The organism is Variovorax sp. GW821-FHT10B04, from assembly GCF_059415645.1.
In genome coordinates this window covers 408,183-424,315 of the sequence record NZ_JBWKNQ010000001.1, presented here as the reverse complement: position 1 = coordinate 424,315, position 16,133 = coordinate 408,183, and the positions used below count along the sequence as shown (strand labels likewise).

The following is a 16,133-nucleotide window of genomic DNA, read 5'->3' as shown; positions in this document are numbered from 1 at the left end:
ACGGTCTTGGCGGTTCTTGGCATGGCGGCAATTCTGCATCAGCCGCAGTTGTACGGAACCATTGGCGTCGCCGCCCGGCGGTCTGCGCGCCAGATGCCGCGACGCCTCAGTCCTCGATGCCGTGGCCTCGCTTCGGCACCAGCACGGTCCGCTCGAAGCTGATCACTTCGGTTCCATCGGCCTTCATGCCGATCGTCCTGACGGTCACGATGCCCTGCGTCGGGCGGCTGGCCGACTCGCGCTTGGCGAGTACGCGGGACTCGGCATACAGCGTGTCGCCGCAGAACACCGGGTTCGTCAGCTTGATGTCGTTCCAGCCCAGGTTGCCGATGGCCTTCTGGCTCACGTCGCTCACGCTCATGCCCACCACGATGGACAGCGTCAGGCAGCTGTTGACCAGCGCCTTTCCGAACTCCGACCTGGCGGCATAGGCGTTGTCGAAGTGCAGCGGATGCGTGTTCATCGTCATCAGCGTGAACGCGATGTTGTCGTTCTCGGTCACTGTGCGGCCGGGGCGGTGCTCGTAGACATGGCCGATCTCGAAGTCCTCGAAGTAGCGGCCGAAGCTCTCGCGGAAGCGGCCGGGTGCGATTTCAACGACGGTGCGGGTCATGGGGTCGGGTCTTTCAGAAGCGTGTGATGTTGGTCGAGATGCGGCGATGCCAGGCTGGGCGCCGAGGGCTCGTCGAGAAAGCGGATCGGGCTGGCGATGTGCGGGCGGCCGTCCTCGTCGCGCAGCACCATGCCGCGGGCGATGAGCTGTGGGTCCTCGAAGGCCTCCGGCAGCGTGTTGACGGCGCCGAAGCAGACGTCGAGCGCGCCGAGCCGCTCTTCCCATTCCGCGCGCGTGGCCTGGGCGAAGGCGTGGGCCAGGAAGTCCATCACCGGCTGCTGGTGCGCGCCCGGTCCGCGCAGGCACGGCGCAGCCAGGTCGGGTCGGTCGAGCGCACCGAGCAGCGCATGGATGAATTTCGGCTCCTGCCCCGCCAGGGCGATGCGGCCACCGTCGCGCGTGCGGTAGATGCGGTAGAACGCGCTGCCGCCGGTGGTGCGCTCCAGCTTCGGGTCGGGCTGGCGGCCTTCGGCAAAGGTCGGTCCCACCACGTTGCGGAGCGCGCCAACCATGCAGTCCATCATCGAGATGTCGATGCGGTCGCCGCGGCCGGTCGTCTGGCGCCGCAGCAGGGCCATCAGCACGCCGTTGAGCCCCTGCAGTCCGCTCAGCAGGTCGGCCACCGGAATGCCCGGGATCGCGGGGTTGCCGTCGTCGCCCAGCGTGAGGCTCAGGATGCCGCTCAACGCCTCGACCGCGAGGTCGTGTGCCGGCCGGTCGCGGTAGGGGCCGTCCTGGCCGAAGGCGCTGATCGAGCAGTACACGATGCCGGGATGCCGGGCCGACAGGGCTTCGTAGTCCACGCCCAGGCGGCTGGCCACGCCGGGCCGGAACGACTCCACGAAGACATCGGCCGTCGCCGCCAGGTCCAGCAGCGCGGCGCGATCCGCGGCGTTCTTGAGGTCGAGCACGATGCTCTTCTTGCCGCGGTTCAGGTTGCGGAAGAACACCGTGTGCGGGCCGTCGGCAACGCCGATGTGCCGGCCCGGATCGCCTTCGCCGGGCTGCTCGATCTTGATGACCTCGGCGCCGTGGTCGGCCATGGCCAGCGTCAGGTAGGGCCCGGGCAGGAAGTTGGAAAGGTCCAGGACGCGGATGCCAGCGAGCTTCATCGCGTATCCCTTTCCGCGGTCATGTCGGCCAGGATGTCCTGCGTGTCGGCGCCCAGCGCGGAGCAGGGCCGCAGGGAAGGGCGCTCGCCGTTGAACTTGAGCGGATTGGCGAGGACCTGCAGGCGCGCTTTGGCCGGATGGGCGATTTCGCCGAGCATGCCGCTCTCCCGGAAGAAGTCGCTTTCCAGCGCATCGGCCAGGCCGAGCACCGGCGCCACCGGAAGCTGGCCCTCCAGCCTGGCGAGCCAGTGCGATGTCGGCTGCTTGCGCAACTCGGCGTCCAGCACGTCGCTCAACTGAGCGCGGTGGCGGTGGCGCGTCTCGGCGGTCAGGAACTCGGGTACATCGCGCAGGTCGAGGCGGTCGATGGCGGTCAGCAGCACTTCCCAGAAACGCTGGGTCATGCACATGATGAAGATCCAGCCGTCCGCCGTGGGAAAGGTCTGTACCGGCGCGATGGACTGGTGTCCGCTGCGCTGCTGGCGCTGCGAGACATGACCTTCATTGAGGTACCAGGTGGCTGCATAGCCCAACTGATGCAGCGTCACGTCGAACAGGCAGGTATCGACGTCGCATCCCTCGCCGGTCTCGCGTGCGCGCAGCAGGGCGGAGAGCAGGCCGACGATCGACGTGATGCCTGTCATGTGGTCGACGATGGAGGGCGCCCCGATGCGCGCCGGCGGCGTGTCGGGCTCGCCGGTCAGGTGCATCAGCCCGCTCTCCGCCTGCATCAGGTAGTCGTAGCCCGGCCACGCGGCACGGCTCGTGTTGCGGCCGTATGCCGAGATGTGGACGCACACCAGGGCCCGGTTCAGCTCGGACAGGGCGGCGTAGTCGAGCCCGAGCTTGGCCGGCAGGTCGCCGCGCAGGTTATTGAGCACCACGTCCGCATCGCGTGCGAGCGCGTCGAACGCAGCGCGGCCTTCGGGCGACTTGAGGTCGAGCGCGATGCTGCGCTTGTTCAGGTTCCAGCCCTGGAAGTACTGGCTGTCGTTGGGGCCGAGCAGGTGCGGGCCGGTGCGCCGCGACGGGTCGCCGTCGCTGGCCGGGTTCTCGATCTTGATCACGTCGGCGCCCATGTGCGCGAGGAACATCGTGCCGTAGGGACCGGCGCCGAACTGCTCGACCGCCAGAACGCGAACGCCCTGCAATGGAAGGTGTGCCGGACGCGGCGTACCGCGGTCCCGTGCGGTGTCGTGTTCGCTGCTCATGTGGCGGGATTCCGCTTGACCCACTGCTTCGAGATGATGATGCGCTGCATCTCGTTCGTGCCCTCGCCGATGCAGGTGAGGGGTGCATCGCGGTAGAGCCGTTCGATGTCGTATTCCTTCGAATACCCATAGGCGCCGTGGATGCGCATTGATTCGGTGCTGTTCTCCAGTGCAGCTTCGGATGCGAAGAACTTCGCCATGCCGGCTTCCATGTCGCAACGCTCGCCACGGTCGAAGCTCGCGGCGGCGTCCAGCGTCAGCAGGCGGGCTGCGCGTGCGCGCGTGGCCATCTCGCCCAGCTTCATCGCGATCGCCTGGTGTTCGGCGATCGGCTTGCCAAAGGTCTTGCGGACCTGCGCGTACTGGGTGGCGAGACGCAGCGCGCCTTCGGCAATGCCGACACCGCGCGACGCCACGTTGATGCGGCCCAGCTCGAGTCCGCCGGTGGCCTGGTAGAAGCCCTGGCCTTCGACGCCACCGATCAGGTGGTCCGTACCCAGCACGTAGTTGTCTGCAATGAGCTCGCCGGAATCGATCGCCTTGTAGCCCAGCTTCTCCAGCTTTCGGCCGTTGGTGAGGCCTTTGCCCTTCGGCGCGATGAACAGGCTCATGCCGGTGTGGCGCGGTTGAGCATTCGGATCGGTCTTCACGAGCAAGGCAAAGCAGGAGCCCTCGATCGCGTTGGTAATCCAGGTCTTGGCGCCATTGATGACGTAATGGTCCCCCTCCCGGCGGGCCGTCATGCGGATGCCCTGCAGGTCGGTGCCGGCGTCCGGTTCGGTCAGTGCCAGGCCGCCGCGCACTTCGCCGGACGCGAGCTTCGGCAACCACTCGTCCTTCTGGGCCGGCGTGCCGAACTTCTCGATCGCCAGCGCCAGCATCAGATGCGAATTGAAGATGCCGGTCACCGACATCCACACCGACGAGATGCGCATCACGATCTTCGCGTAGGTGCTTGCCGGCAATCCGAGGCCGCCGTACTCGGTGCTCACCGTGGCGCCGAACAGGCCGAGTTCCTTCATCTCTTCGACGATCTGGGCCGGATAGCGGTCGGCATGGTCGAACTCGCGAACCACCTCGGGCTTCAGCGAGCGCTCGATCCAGCGGTCGATGGCGGCGATGAACTCGGCCTCGTCGTCGGCGGAGATGGCGCGGATGTGGGTATTTATTTCCATGATGCTCCTAGATGTACGTACAACTGTAGTTTGCTCGATGCGATGATGTCAACAAGATTGTTGTACGAATGACTTGAGGTTCATGGGTTGAATTTTCATGAGGTATTGGTAGGTAATTACCCTGAAACTTATCCGTTCAACCTTCTGATAAATTTATTGTACGTACAAATAACGGCCGCTCGCGATGATCCGTCGCATGCCGGCCACTCAGAAAGGATCCGTCCATGACAGTTCTTGCCGATACCCCCTCGATCGCCGACACCCGTGTCTTCTCGATGCGCAACCTGCCGCTGCTGGACGGCGGGGCCACCATGGAGCTGCTCGGTCTGGCGCCCGCGCTCTGGGCGCATTCGAAGGTCTATTCGACGGGTGGAGAGAACGCGCTGCACAGCCATGACATCGAGGACCACGTGTTCCTCGTGCTGCAGGGCGAGGCCAGCTTCTTCTTTGGCGACGGCAGCACCGCGTCGGTTCGCGCCTTCGACGGCGTGATGGTCCCGCGCGGCACCCAGTACCGCTTTCATGCGAACGAGGCGGGCGGCAACCTGGTGATGTTCCGGGTCGGCGGCGGACCGGTGAAGGACTCGTCCGATCTGGACCCGCGGTTCTCGATCCCGCGCGAAGCGCTCCAGAGCCGCAAGGACCCAGGTGGCCAGTACGCCGCCGGCGACGCGAAGGTGAACGGCGCCGCCGCGCAACCCACGATCTTCAAGGCCGGGGCCTTCTTCGCCCCCGATTGAGCAACCATCACAACAGGAGACAGAAATGGACCGTCGTACCCTATTGCGCGCGGGCGTGGCACTGGCCGCGCCCGCGGCAGGACTGAGCTTTGCGCAAGGCCTTCCCAACCGCCCCATCACGCTGGTGGTGCCCTACGCCGCCGGCGGGAATGCCGACATCACTGCACGCCTCTTCGCCGATGCCCTGACCAAGACCGTCGGGCAGCCGGTGATCGTCGACAACCGGGCCGGCGGCGGTGGCGCGATCGGCGCGACCCACGTCATCAACGCCCGCCCCGACGGGCAGACCCTGCTGTTCTCCGCGCCCAGCGTGTTCTCGGTCACGCCGCACCTGGTGAAGGTCAGCTACTCGCTGACCAGCATCCGGCCGGTGTGTCTGGTGAGCAAGACACCGCTGGTGCTGGTGGTCAAGAAGGGCAGCCGCTTCAAGTCGCTGGCCGACGTCGTGCAGGTCGCCAAGGCGAATCCGCAGGCGGTCCCCATGGGCTACAGCGGGCTCGGCACGCCCAACCACCTGGCCATGCTCAATCTGGAGATGGTCGCCGGCGTGAACTTCAACGGCATCGCCTACAAGGGTTCCGGTCCGATGCTGCAGGACATGCTGGCCGGCCAGATCGAAGTGGCTGCCGACCAGGTCTCGACCTCCAAGCCCTACATCGAATCGGGCGACCTGATCCCGCTGGCCGTGTTCGGAACGCCGCTGGAGCAGCTGCCCGGCGTGCCTTCCGTGTCCACGCTGGGCAAGGAACCGTTCGACGTCACGACCTATCTGGGCATTGCGGCGCCCAGCGGCACACCCGATGCGCTGGTTGCGGCGTTGCAGAAGGCCGCGAGCGCCGCGGTCGGGGACGCGCGCTTCCAGGCAGGCATGCAGAAGGTCGGCGTGTCGGTGTTCTGGGGCGAGGCGCAGGCCTACGAGCGCTCGATGCGCGCCGAGAACGACTTCATGCAGCAGATGGTGGCCAACGGCCGCATCAAGGCAGGTTGAACGGCACCGCGACCCGAGCACCATGAGTTCATCGCATCACCGAGATCCACAGGAAGTCGATCCGGCGCCGGACGACGCACCGCGGCCGCCACGCCGGTATGGCCTTCCTGCGGGCGCCGTCGACACGCATGCGCACGTGATCGGCAGCACGTACATCGACGCCCGCAGCTACACGCCGCGGCCCGCCCCGGAAGCGGCCTACCTGCGCATGCTCGACGCCACCGGCATGGCGCACGGCGTGCTCGTGCAGGTCAGCGTGCACGGCACCGACAACAGCCTGATGCTGCGCAGCCTGCAGGCGCACCCCGGGCGGCTGCGCGGCATTGCCGTGATTCCGCCCGACCTGCCGGACGCCGAGCTGCATCGGCTCAAGGAGGCGGGTGTGGTCGGGCTTCGGCTGAATACGACCACGGGCGGCGGCGTCGGCGTGTCGCAGCTCGATCGCTACGAGGCGCTGTGCGTCGAACTCGGCTGGCACCTGCAGTTCCTGGTCGAGCCCGCGCAGCTGATGCCGCTGGCCGGCCGCATCGCGAGATTGCGCGTGCCTGCCGTTTTCGATCACATGGGCTACGTGCATGCGGGGCCGGGAATGGATGAGCCCGCGCGCACGCTGTTGCAGATGGTGCGCGACGGGGCGTGGGTCAAGCTGTCGGGCGGCTTCAGGCTGTCGCGCACAGGCCCGCCTTACGCCGACACCATTCCCTTCGCGAGTGCGCTGGCGGAGGCGGCACCGCAGCGTTGCGTCTGGGGTTCGGACTGGCCGCACGTCAGTTTCCGCGGGGCCATGCCGAACACGGGCGACCTGCTCGACCTGCTGGCCGACTGGGTGCCGGACCCGGAGGCCCGCCATGCGGTGCTGGTGCACAACCCGCACCGCCTCTACGGCTTCGGCACATAGCGGCCGGCGACGCGCGGGGCCGCTTCGGTCGTCCTTCACGCGTCCAGTTGTGCCAGCAGGGCGCGCGCCCGGTCGATCACGGGCTTGTCGATCAGCTTGCCTTCATGACTGAGTGCGCCTGCCGAGGTCGATGCCGCTGCGGCCATGACGCCGTGCGCCCAGGCGATGGCTTCGGCATCGGGCAGGAAGGCCGCCTTGACGGGCGCTACCTGCGAGGGGTGGATGCAAAGCTTGGCGCCGAAGCCGAGCCTGCGTGCACGCGCAGCGTCGTGGCTGGCCTGCGCCGAATCCTTGATGGCCAGCGTGACGCCATCGATCGGTGAGCCGATGCCGCCCAGCCGCGAAGCCAGAACGAGCTGAGAGCGCGCGAAGAGCAGTTCTTCGCCGTCGCCTTCGATGCCCAGGTCCTGCTGGAAGTCGACCGAGCCGAAGGCGAGCCGGAGCACGCCGCTGCAGCCGGCCAGCACCGCCGCATGGGCCAGGCCGCGCGCGGTTTCGATGAGGGGAATGCAGGGCACCGCGCCGGAGGTCGCTGCGCCCACCGCCGCGAGCGCCTCCTGCGTTTCCGCTTTCGGAAGCATCGCGGCGTGGACGCCGGGCAGCGACAGCAACGACAGGTCGTCCTGGAACCAAGGCGTGTCGACCCCGTTGATGCGCAGGCACACCTGCATCCCTGCTTGCGGACGCGAAAGCGCTTCGGCGACATGGGACCGTGCGAGCGCCTTGTGGGCCGGCGCGACGGCGTCCTCGAGATCGAGCACGACCATGCCGGCACCGCTGGCCAGCGCCTTGTCGAAGCGCTCGGGGCGGTCGCCCGGTACGAAGAGGTAGGTCGAGGGAAGTCGTCTTGATGTCATTTTTCTTTAAGTTGTCCGGATAGAAATTAATGAAGACAAGGAAGCTGTTGGTGTTTTCACTATGAGTGACGAGAAAGCTTGACCTTTCGATCTGCGTGAATCTAACATAGTTGTTCGTACAACATTTTGATCTGGCCCGGATTCAGACACGTCCATGACCACAGACACCGACCACGCGTTCGACAACCACATCGGCGGGCGCGCCATGCCGGCCCGCAGCGGCCGGCGCTTCGCCAGCATCAATCCGACCACCGGGGCCGAATGGGGCAGCTTTGCGGAGTCCGACCGCGACGATGTCGATGCGGCCGTGCAGGCCGCGCACGAAGCGCTGTCGGGTGCCTGGGGACGACTCTCGGCCACGCGCCGTGGCCGCCTTCTCATGGCCTGGGGCGAGAAGATCGCCAGCCGCGCCGAGGTGATCGCGAAACTCGAGTCCAGCCAGAACGGCAAGCTGCTCGCCGAGATGCGCGCGCAGGCGAACATCGCGAAGGAATGGCTCTATTACTTCGGCGGGCTGGCCGACAAGATCGAAGGCCGTGTGGTGCCGCTGGAGCGCCAGAGCGTGCTCAACTACACGCTGCGCGAGCCGCTGGGCGTGGTTGGCGTGATCGTGCCGTGGAACTCGCCGACCTTCCTCACCATCATGAGCTGCGCACCGGCGCTCGCGGCAGGCAACACGCTCGTGCTCAAGCCTTCCGAAGTGACGTCGGCATCGGCCTTCGAGCTGGTTCGGCTGGCGGAAGAAGCCGGCATTCCGCCGGGCGTCCTGAACGTCGTGACGGGTGCCCGCGGTGCCGGCGAGGCGCTGGTCGATCATCCGCTGGTCGCCAAGATCTGCTTCACCGGCAGTGACGGCGCCGGGCGCGTGATCGCGTCGCGTGCCGGGGCACGGCTGGCGAGCTGCACGCTCGAGCTCGGCGGCAAGAGCCCCAACATCGTGTTCGGCGACGCATCGATCGACAACGCGGTGGTCGGCCTGTTGTCAGGCATCTTTGCGGCCGCCGGGCAGACCTGCATCGCAGGCTCGCGCGCCTACGTGCACGAGAGCATCTACGACGAGGTCGTGCAGCGCGTGGCGCAGCGCGCCAAGGCCATCAAGCTGGGCGATCCGCTGCTGGGCGATACGCAGATGGGGCCCGCCGCCACGTCGATGCAATTGCAGAAGAACGAGTCGATGGTGGCGAAGGCGGTGCAAGCCGGCGCCGAGGTGCTCTACGGCGGACGCCGCGCCAGCGTGCCGGGCCTGGAGAAGGGCTTCTTCTTCGAACCCACGATCCTTCATCACCTGGAGGCGGACAACCCGCTGATGCATGAGGAGGTGTTCGGCCCCGTGCTCGCAGTCACGCCCTTTCGCGACGACGACGAAGTGGTCGCGCTGGCCAACGGCACCAAGTTCGGCCTGGCTGCCGGTGTATGGACGCGCGACCTGCGCCGTGCACACACCATGGCGCGTCGGCTGCAGGCCGGCACGGTCTGGATCAACACCTACCGCGCGATGGCCTTCAATTCGCCGTTCGGCGGCTACAAGGACAGCGGCATCGGCCGTGTCAACGGCATGGAGTCGGTCGATCAGTTCCTGCAGACCAAGAGCGTCTGGTGCGAGCTGAGCGACGAGATCCAGGACCCGTTCGTGCTGAAGGTCTGACGGCATGGGCACCGAACAGAAAACAGTGGCCGCCGTGATCGCGCAGGCCTGTGCGGCCCACGGCGTGAAGAACGCCTACGGCGTGCCCGGCGGCGGCAGCTCGCTCGACCTGATCGAGGCGCTGGCGGAGCAGGGCGTTGCGTTTCGGTTGTGCCGGACCGAAACCGCCGCCGTGCTGATGGCCGCAGCCGATGCCGAGATGCGCAACGGCTTCGGCGTGGCCATCACGACGCAGGGCCCGGGCACCGCCAGCGGAATGAATGGCCTCGCCCATGCCTCGCTCGACCGTGCGCCCGTGCTCTTCATCACCGACGGATGGACATCGCGGCAGCAAGCCTTCGACACCCACCAGGTCTTCGATCAGCGCGCCATGTCGGCACCGGTCGTCAAGGCCAGTTCGCGCCTGGAGTCGGACGCACCCGCCGTGGAGCTCGCCGAGCTGATCGGCCTGATGCGTCGTGCGCCCTGGGGCCCGGTGCACATCGAGCTGACCGGCGAGAACGCCCGGCGAATGGTGTCCGAAGCCGGCGATCTGCATCACGCCCCCGGCGATGCGGACCCCGATGCCGGCCATGGCGACGCGCATGCGTTGCTGCGCACGGCGCGCCGGCCCGTACTGCTCGTCGGCCTCGAGGCGCGTGACGAGGGTGCGCCGGCGCAGGTGCTGGCGCTCGCGAAGCGGCTGCGCTGCCCGGTGCTGACCACCTACAAGGCCAAGGGCATCGTCAGCGACGACGAACCTTTCGTCGTCGGCCATTTCACCGGTGGTGCGGCCGAGCGCGACTGCATCGCCGCCGCGGACCTGATCGTCCTGTGCGGCCTCGACCCGGTGGAACTGATTGGCCGCCCGTGGCCCTACACCGTGCCGGTGCTCGACATCGCACTGGTTCGCCACCCCATCCACTATGTCGAGGCGGCGGCCGGTGTCCATGGGCGCCTGGCCCACGGCATCGAGTCGCTGCTGCCGGCCTGTGGTGCCTCGGACTGGCGCGAGGAAGAGATCGCTGCACTCAAGCACGGCATGGTCGAGCGGCTCGGCTACCAGGGCGAGGGCGCCGGGCTCACGCCGCAGCAGGTCGTCGACATGGCGCTGACGGCGGCCGGGCCTGAGGGCGCGAGCATCACGGTGGACGCCGGCGCCCACATGTTCTCCGCGATGGCGTTCTGGCGCGCCTGCTCGCCAGGCAGTGCGCTCATCTCGAACGGCCTCGCCACCATGGCTTTTGCGCTGCCGGCCGGCATCGCGCGTGCCCTGAATGCGCCTGAGCGGCCGACCATCGCCTTCACCGGCGACGGCGGCTTGATGATGTGTGCGGGCGAACTCGCTACCGCGGCGCAATGCGGCGCCCGGCTGTGCGTGATCGTCTTCAACGACAGCGCGCTGTCGCTCATCGCGCTCAAGCAGCGCAACCGGAACATGGCGGACGCCGGCGTGACATGGCCCAGCGCGGACTTCGCCAGCGTCGCCCGGGGCTTCGGCCTGACGGCATTCACCGTGCGCACCGTGGATGCCTACGAGGAGGCCTTGGCATCCGCACTGAAGGCGCGCGGCCCCTGCCTCATCGACGTGCAGGTCGACCCCTCCGGCTATCGCGCGCAGGCCAAGGCGCTCCGGGGATAGCCACGCCCCCGCTCAAGAAATCACCAACGAAGGAGACAGCATGAAGACGAGATTCCGTATCTGGCTGGCGGCGCTGATCGGCGCCACCACCCTGCTTTCGGCGCAAGCCCAAACGGCCAACTGGCCAACCCGCCCGGTCCGCTGGATCGTGCCCTTCGCCGCAGGCGGCACGGCGGACGCCACTGCACGCAACATCGCGCAGAAGCTCAGTGACCGGTGGGGACAACAGGTCGTGGTCGACAACAAGCCGGGAGCGAACACCGCCATCGCGGCGATCGACGCGGCGCGCGCCGCCCCCGACGGCTACACGCTGTTCCAGGCCATCAACTCCACGCTGACGCTCAATCAGTTCACCTTCACGAAGCTGCCCTACGACGTGGCGCGCGATTTCACGCCCATCAGCGTGATCGCTTCCGTCCCGCTCATCTTCGTCGCCAACGATTCACTGCCCGCGAAGACCATGCCGGAACTCATCGCCTATGCGAAGGCCCATCCCGGTGCCGTCACGATCGGCAGCGGCAACGTGGGCATCCAGCTGGGCGTCGAGCGCTTCATCCGCGACGCCGGCCTGACGGTGACCTACGTTCCCTACAAGAGTGGGGCCGACGTCACCAAGGGGCTGCTGTCCAGCGAGATCCAGGTAGGTCTGGATGGCGTGCCGGCCTATCCACCGCACCTGAAGTCCGGAAAGCTGCGCGCACTGGCCACCAACAGCGCCAAGCGGATCTCCCTGCTTCCCGATGTGCCGACGCTGGCCGAGATCGGACTCAAGAATTCGGAGACACCGGTCTGGCACGGCGTGCTCGCCCCCGCCGGCCTCCCGGTGGACATCCAGAAGAGGATCGCCGCGGATCTGCAGGTCGTCCTGGCCATGCCCGATCTCAAGGAGCGCATGGCAGGTCTGGGCCTCGAGCCGATGTGGCTTGGTGCGGACGATTTCAAGGCGTTGATCAAGTCCGAGAGCGCCTACATGGGGCCGCTGGCCAAGGATCTCGGCATCAAGATGGACTGAGGGGAACAGAGTCATGTACGCACCACCACCCCGGAAGACCCTGGAGGTCTTCGCCGAGGTTCCCGAGCAGTTCCATGTCCGCGGCAGGTCGTCGACATGGGTGAACGTGCAGCTCCATGGCGCCGATGCGCCGGCCTTCCTCGAAGGGCCGGCGTTCGACGCGCAGGGAAACCTGTGGGTCGTCGACATCCCGTGGGGCCGGCTGTTCAAGATCGATCCGGCAGGCCGGATGCGCTGCGAACTCGAATACGACGGCGAGCCCAACGGGCTCACCTTCAGCCCCGACGGACGCGCCTTCATCTGCGACAACAAGAACGGCATCATGGTGTTCGACCCGGCCACGGGCAAGGTCGAACCGCATCTGGACCGTGCCCTGGTGCAGCGCTTCAAGGGCGTGAACGACCTGGTCTTCTCGTCCTCCGGGGATCTCTACTTCACCGACCAGGGACAGACGGGCCTGCACGACCCGACCGGCAAGGTCTATCGGCTCACGGCCGATGGCCGGCTCGATTGCCTGCTGTCGAACGTGCCCAGCCCGAACGGGTTGGTGCTCAACCTGCACGAGGACGTGCTGTTCGTCGCGGTCACCCGGGCCAACGCGATCTGGCGCGTGCCGCTGGTCAGGCAGCATGGGCTGGTCACCAAGGTCGGCACGTACATCCAGCTGTCGGGTGGCGGCGGGCCCGACGGGCTGGCGCTCGATGCCACGGGCGGCATCGCCATCTGCCATGTCGGCCTCGGCGCGGTGTGGATCTTCGACGAGGTGGGCCAGCCGGCCTTGCGGCTCGATTCGCCGCGAAGCCGGATGACGACGAACTGCGCCTACGGTGGTGCGGACGGCAAGAAGCTCTTCGTGACGGCCGGCACGCAGGTGCTGGTGGCCGAGGTCGACACGCCCGGCGCACCGACGCCGGCCCAACGGAGCGCTTCCTGACACCATGGCCACCTCAGCGAACAAGTGCCTGAACATCGCGGATCTGCAGGCCCAGGCCCGGCGCTATCTGCCACGCGTGATCTACGACTACCTCGAAGGCGGGGCGGACGACGAGGAGTGCATCGCGGAGAACGCGATGCGCATTCGCCGGCACAAGCTGCGGCCGCGCTATCTCGTCGACATCGCCACGCGTGCGCAGCAGGTGACGGTGTTCGGTCGGACTTACGCGTCGCCGTTCGGCATCGGCCCGATGGGCATGCTCGGCATGGTGCGCCACGATGGCGACCTGGTCCTCGCGGACGCCGCAGCCGAGGCAGGATTGCCATTCGTGCTGTCCGGCGCGAGCAATGGTTCGATCGAAGCGGTCGCTGCGCGGTGTCCCGGTGCCTGGTTGAACTTCTATCCCTGCAAGGACGACGCGATCGAGCGCGACCTCTTGAAGCGGGCAGCGGCGGCCGGCATCGAGACGCTCGTCGTCACCGTGGACGTGCCCCTGCATTCCAAGCGAGAACGCAATATCCGCAGTGGCTGGGTGCGGCCATACAAGCCGACCGCCGGCATCATCCTGGAGTCGCTCAGGCATCCGGCATGGGTTGCGCGCTACCTGCGCAACGGCCTTCCGGTGATGAGCAACTTCAGTCCCTATGCGCCGCCCGCCACCAGCGCACGAGACCTGACGGCCTTCTATGCGTCGCAGGTGCCCACGCGGCATGGGTGGCCGCTGGTCGAGCGGCTCCGCGCGCAATGGCAGGGGCGGCTGGTCCTCAAGGGCATCCTGACGGCGGAGGACGCCGGACTGGCCGCAGCGGCCGGCGTGGATGGCGTGATCGTGTCGAACCACGGCGGACGGCAACTGGACCGCAGCGTGGCGGCCATCGATGCGCTGCCTGAAGTGGTGGCCGCCGTCGGCGACAGGCTCGTCGTCATGTTCGACAGCGGGATCCGGCGTGGATCGGACATCGCCGTTGCACTGAGCCTCGGCGCGAAGATGTGTTTTGCGGGCCGCGCGGCGGCGTACGGGCTCGCGGCCTTTGGCGCCGAAGGTGCACGGCGCTCGCTCGACATCCTGCGCGGTGAGCTGGACCTGACGCTGGGCCAGATCGGTTGCCCGGTCGTCACCGACCTGGGGCCGCGTTACCTCTGGAGCCCGTCGGTCATGCCGCTCGCGTCGACAGTTGCCGCTTGATCGCGTCCTGGGTGATGCCGACGAACTCGGCGATCCGGTGCTCGATCCGCATCATCGGCCCGGCCACCAGCACGGCGAAGTGGCGGTTGGGCAGGCTCAGCGGAAGCGCCACGCCACCGAGGTCGGGTGTGAACTCGCCTCGCCCTTCGAACCAGCCGAGCTTGCGCGAGGCATCGACCTCCCGTTCGACGATGTCCGCCGTCATCAGCGTCGTCTGCGTATAGCGCTTGAACTCGGCCTTGCGCAGGATCGCCGCCCGGTCTTCGGCGCTCATCTGCGAGAGCAGGGCGCGGCCAGTGGCCGTCACGTGCAGCGGCACCAGCTTGCCGGGTTGCGCGGTGTAGCGGATGGCGTGAGGCGACTCGATCGCGTCCAGGAACAGCGCGTACGCACCGCTCGCGGCGGCGAGCACGGCTGTTTCGCCGGTTTCCCGGACCAGTGTTTCCAGCAGGCCGTGGAGCTCGGACGGGATCGGCTGCGCGGCTTCGATCTCGCGGATCAGCGTGGCCCACATCGGCGCCGGGTAGTAGCCACCCCGGGCGCGGGGTTCATACAGGAACCCGCGCGCGGCCAGCGTACCGAGCAGGTTGAAGGTGCTGGAGCGCGGCCATTCGAAGTGCTTTGCGATCTCGGCCAGCGTGGCGGGACGGCGGTGGGTCGCGAAGAACTCGATGAGGTCCAGGACGTTGGCGGCTTGCTTGACGATCACTGCGTGGAGGCCTGTGCGAGAGATGCGCGGTATGGGCTGGGAGCCGGGATGGCCACTTTACCCGAGGGTACCCGGGTATCCCCGCAGCGCCGATGCGTTGTGTTCTTGTTCATGGGTATGTATGATTTGTTCACTATTGTGAATGATAGGGCGCCAGCCTCCTGTGGCGACCACGAACGGAGACCATGGGACCACTTGCCGGAATCAAGGTGCTGGACATGACGTCCGTGCTGATGGGGCCTTTTGCCTCGCAGGCGCTGGGCGACATGGGTGCGGACGTGATCAAGATCGAGGCACCGCAGGGCGACCTGGTGCGGCAGATCGGTCCGGTGCGCCACGAGGGCATGGGCCCGGTCTTCCTGAACGCCAACCGCAACAAGCGCAGCATCGTGCTGGATCTCAAGCAGCCCGCCGGCCTCGCCGTGATCCGGCGCCTCATCGCCGATGCCGACGTGTTGATGTACAACGTGCGCCCCCAGGCCATGGCGCGCCTCGGCCTGAGCTACGAGGACGTGGCCGCGATCAACCCGCTGCTCGTCTACGCCGGCCTGTTCGGCTTCGGACAGGACGGCCCGTACGCGGCCCGTCCGGCCTATGACGACCTGATCCAGGGCGGCGCCACGCTGCCCCACCTGATCGCCCGCGCGTCGGGTGGCATACCGCGCTACGTGCCGACGGCTTTGGCCGACCGCATCGTCGGGCAGACGGCGGTGGGCGGCATCCTCGCGAGCCTGCTGGCGCGCCACCGTACCGGCCGTGGCGACCGCGTCGACGTGCCGATGTTCGAGACGATGGTGGCCTTCGTGATGGGCGACCACCTCGGCGGCCTCACCTTCGAGCCGCCGCTCGACGCGGGCGGCTATGCACGGCAGCTGTCGCCCGAGCGCCGGCCCTACCGGACGCGCGACGGCTACATCTGTGCGCTGGTCTACAACGACAAGCACTGGAACAGCTTCCTGGGTGCGGTCGGCCGCGCGTCGCTGATGCAGGACGAGCGCTTCGCGACCTACGCCGGGCGTTCACGGCACATCGACTACGTGTACGGCGAGCTCGGCACCATCTTCGAAGAGAAGTCGACCGCCGAGTGGATCGGGATCCTCGAGCGCGCCGACGTGCCTTTCATGCCGATGCACGACCTGCTCAGCGTGCTGGACGATCCGCACCTCCAGGCCACCGGATTCTTCTCGACCATCGACCATCCGAGCGAAGGGCCTATCCGCACGATGCGCGTCCCCATGACCTGGCAGCACAGCCAGCCGGACGTCGCTCGCGTGGCGCCGCGCCAGGGCGAGCACACGCGCGAGATCCTGCAGCAGGCGGGTTACGCGCCGACGGACATCGACGCGTTGCTCGACGCAGGCACGGCGGCGCAGGCCGCACCGCTGGCAGCCGTCGGCTGAACGGCGCACCGAAACCACATTCCCCGTCAAGA

15 protein-coding genes are annotated in these 16,133 nt (G+C 67.4%); 9 read left to right on the top strand and 6 right to left on the bottom strand.

Annotation, left to right across the window (positions count from 1 at the left end; genetic code table 11):
* Window positions 1-106: 106 nt before the first annotated feature.
* Genes AC07PZ_RS02040 through AC07PZ_RS02025 form a run of 4 tightly spaced genes read right to left on the bottom strand, consistent with a single transcriptional unit; the run spans window position 107 to window position 4,111 of the window.
* Window positions 107-613 carry a MaoC family dehydratase gene (locus AC07PZ_RS02040; protein ID WP_495293333.1) on the bottom strand — a complete coding sequence of 169 codons (507 nt, stop codon included), beginning with the start codon at window positions 611-613 and terminating at the stop codon, window positions 107-109.
* Entirely contained in the window at window positions 610-1,725 is a 1,116-nt protein-coding gene (locus AC07PZ_RS02035; protein ID WP_495293332.1) for a CaiB/BaiF CoA transferase family protein, read from the bottom strand. Before AC07PZ_RS02035 ends, AC07PZ_RS02040 begins: the two co-directional genes overlap by 4 nt.
* Window positions 1,722-2,936: a CaiB/BaiF CoA transferase family protein gene (locus tag AC07PZ_RS02030; protein ID WP_495293331.1), complete on the bottom strand. Its 1,215-nt coding sequence runs from the start codon at window positions 2,934-2,936 to the stop codon at window positions 1,722-1,724. The genes AC07PZ_RS02035 and AC07PZ_RS02030 overlap by 4 nt, the downstream gene beginning before the upstream one ends.
* On the bottom strand, window positions 2,933-4,111 hold the full coding sequence (locus tag AC07PZ_RS02025) for an acyl-CoA dehydrogenase family protein (protein WP_495293330.1): 1,179 nt from the start codon (window positions 4,109-4,111) through the stop codon (window positions 2,933-2,935). Before AC07PZ_RS02025 ends, AC07PZ_RS02030 begins: the two co-directional genes overlap by 4 nt.
* A gap of 224 nt (window positions 4,112-4,335) precedes the next feature.
* On the opposite strand from AC07PZ_RS02025, the gene AC07PZ_RS02020 reads away from it, so the two are divergent.
* The 3 genes from AC07PZ_RS02020 to AC07PZ_RS02010 are packed head-to-tail and all read left to right on the top strand — an operon-like array spanning window position 4,336 to window position 6,737.
* Window positions 4,336-4,851: a cupin domain-containing protein gene (locus AC07PZ_RS02020; protein ID WP_495293329.1), complete on the top strand. Its 516-nt coding sequence runs from the start codon at window positions 4,336-4,338 to the stop codon at window positions 4,849-4,851.
* Between the two features lie 25 nt (window positions 4,852-4,876).
* Window positions 4,877-5,839, top strand: a complete 963-nt coding sequence (locus AC07PZ_RS02015; RefSeq protein ID WP_495293328.1) for a tripartite tricarboxylate transporter substrate binding protein — start codon at window positions 4,877-4,879, stop codon at window positions 5,837-5,839.
* A gap of 22 nt (window positions 5,840-5,861) precedes the next feature.
* Entirely contained in the window at window positions 5,862-6,737 is an 876-nt protein-coding gene (locus tag AC07PZ_RS02010; protein ID WP_495293327.1) for an amidohydrolase family protein, read from the top strand.
* Between the two features lie 35 nt (window positions 6,738-6,772).
* On the opposite strand, the gene AC07PZ_RS02005 is transcribed toward AC07PZ_RS02010, so the two are convergent.
* Complete coding sequence (locus tag AC07PZ_RS02005) at window positions 6,773-7,594, bottom strand: HpcH/HpaI aldolase/citrate lyase family protein (RefSeq protein WP_495293326.1); 822 nt, start codon at window positions 7,592-7,594, stop codon at window positions 6,773-6,775.
* A gap of 154 nt (window positions 7,595-7,748) precedes the next feature.
* On the opposite strand from AC07PZ_RS02005, the gene AC07PZ_RS02000 reads away from it, so the two are divergent.
* From AC07PZ_RS02000 to AC07PZ_RS01980, 5 genes are read left to right on the top strand one after another with little or no spacing between them, the layout of a single operon-like run.
* Window positions 7,749-9,239 carry an aldehyde dehydrogenase gene (locus AC07PZ_RS02000; RefSeq protein WP_495293325.1) on the top strand — a complete coding sequence of 497 codons (1,491 nt, stop codon included), beginning with the start codon at window positions 7,749-7,751 and terminating at the stop codon, window positions 9,237-9,239.
* 4 nt (window positions 9,240-9,243) lie between these two features.
* Window positions 9,244-10,860 carry a thiamine pyrophosphate-binding protein gene (locus AC07PZ_RS01995; RefSeq protein WP_495293324.1) on the top strand — a complete coding sequence of 539 codons (1,617 nt, stop codon included), beginning with the start codon at window positions 9,244-9,246 and terminating at the stop codon, window positions 10,858-10,860.
* Window positions 10,861-10,900: 40 nt separating this feature from the next.
* Complete coding sequence (locus tag AC07PZ_RS01990) at window positions 10,901-11,872, top strand: Bug family tripartite tricarboxylate transporter substrate binding protein (RefSeq protein WP_495293323.1); 972 nt, start codon at window positions 10,901-10,903, stop codon at window positions 11,870-11,872.
* Between the two features lie 13 nt (window positions 11,873-11,885).
* On the top strand, window positions 11,886-12,806 hold the full coding sequence (locus AC07PZ_RS01985; protein ID WP_495293322.1) for an SMP-30/gluconolactonase/LRE family protein: 921 nt from the start codon (window positions 11,886-11,888) through the stop codon (window positions 12,804-12,806).
* 4 nt (window positions 12,807-12,810) lie between these two features.
* Window positions 12,811-13,992, top strand: a complete 1,182-nt coding sequence (locus AC07PZ_RS01980; RefSeq protein ID WP_495293321.1) for an alpha-hydroxy acid oxidase — start codon at window positions 12,811-12,813, stop codon at window positions 13,990-13,992.
* On the opposite strand, the gene AC07PZ_RS01975 is transcribed toward AC07PZ_RS01980, so the two are convergent.
* Window positions 13,961-14,701 carry an IclR family transcriptional regulator gene (locus AC07PZ_RS01975; protein WP_495293320.1) on the bottom strand — a complete coding sequence of 247 codons (741 nt, stop codon included), beginning with the start codon at window positions 14,699-14,701 and terminating at the stop codon, window positions 13,961-13,963. The genes AC07PZ_RS01980 and AC07PZ_RS01975 overlap by 32 nt on opposite strands.
* A gap of 185 nt (window positions 14,702-14,886) precedes the next feature.
* Here AC07PZ_RS01975 and AC07PZ_RS01970 point away from each other — a divergent pair, with 185 nt between their 5' ends.
* Window positions 14,887-16,101, top strand: a complete 1,215-nt coding sequence (locus AC07PZ_RS01970; RefSeq protein WP_495293319.1) for a CaiB/BaiF CoA transferase family protein — start codon at window positions 14,887-14,889, stop codon at window positions 16,099-16,101.
* The last annotated feature ends 32 nt before the right edge of the window (window positions 16,102-16,133 follow it).

Bases quoted from the DNA above. Each gene is read 5' to 3' on its own strand.
- AC07PZ_RS02030 (WP_495293331.1), bottom strand. From the start codon at position 2,936: ATGAGCAGCGAACACGACACCGCACGGGACCGCGGTACGCCGCGTCCG.
- AC07PZ_RS02010 (WP_495293327.1), top strand. From the start codon at position 5,862: ATGAGTTCATCGCATCACCGAGATCCACAGGAAGTCGATCCGGCGCCG.
- AC07PZ_RS02035 (WP_495293332.1), bottom strand. From the start codon at position 1,725: ATGAAGCTCGCTGGCATCCGCGTCCTGGACCTTTCCAACTTCCTGCCC.
- AC07PZ_RS02005 (WP_495293326.1), bottom strand. From the start codon at position 7,594: ATGACATCAAGACGACTTCCCTCGACCTACCTCTTCGTACCGGGCGAC.
- AC07PZ_RS01995 (WP_495293324.1), top strand. From the start codon at position 9,244: ATGGGCACCGAACAGAAAACAGTGGCCGCCGTGATCGCGCAGGCCTGT.
- AC07PZ_RS02040 (WP_495293333.1), bottom strand. From the start codon at position 613: ATGACCCGCACCGTCGTTGAAATCGCACCCGGCCGCTTCCGCGAGAGC.
- AC07PZ_RS02020 (WP_495293329.1), top strand. From the start codon at position 4,336: ATGACAGTTCTTGCCGATACCCCCTCGATCGCCGACACCCGTGTCTTC.
- AC07PZ_RS01970 (WP_495293319.1), top strand. From the start codon at position 14,887: ATGGGACCACTTGCCGGAATCAAGGTGCTGGACATGACGTCCGTGCTG.
- AC07PZ_RS01990 (WP_495293323.1), top strand. From the start codon at position 10,901: ATGAAGACGAGATTCCGTATCTGGCTGGCGGCGCTGATCGGCGCCACC.
- AC07PZ_RS02000 (WP_495293325.1), top strand. From the start codon at position 7,749: ATGACCACAGACACCGACCACGCGTTCGACAACCACATCGGCGGGCGC.
- AC07PZ_RS02025 (WP_495293330.1), bottom strand. From the start codon at position 4,111: ATGGAAATAAATACCCACATCCGCGCCATCTCCGCCGACGACGAGGCC.
- AC07PZ_RS01980 (WP_495293321.1), top strand. From the start codon at position 12,811: ATGGCCACCTCAGCGAACAAGTGCCTGAACATCGCGGATCTGCAGGCC.
- AC07PZ_RS02015 (WP_495293328.1), top strand. From the start codon at position 4,877: ATGGACCGTCGTACCCTATTGCGCGCGGGCGTGGCACTGGCCGCGCCC.
- AC07PZ_RS01985 (WP_495293322.1), top strand. From the start codon at position 11,886: ATGTACGCACCACCACCCCGGAAGACCCTGGAGGTCTTCGCCGAGGTT.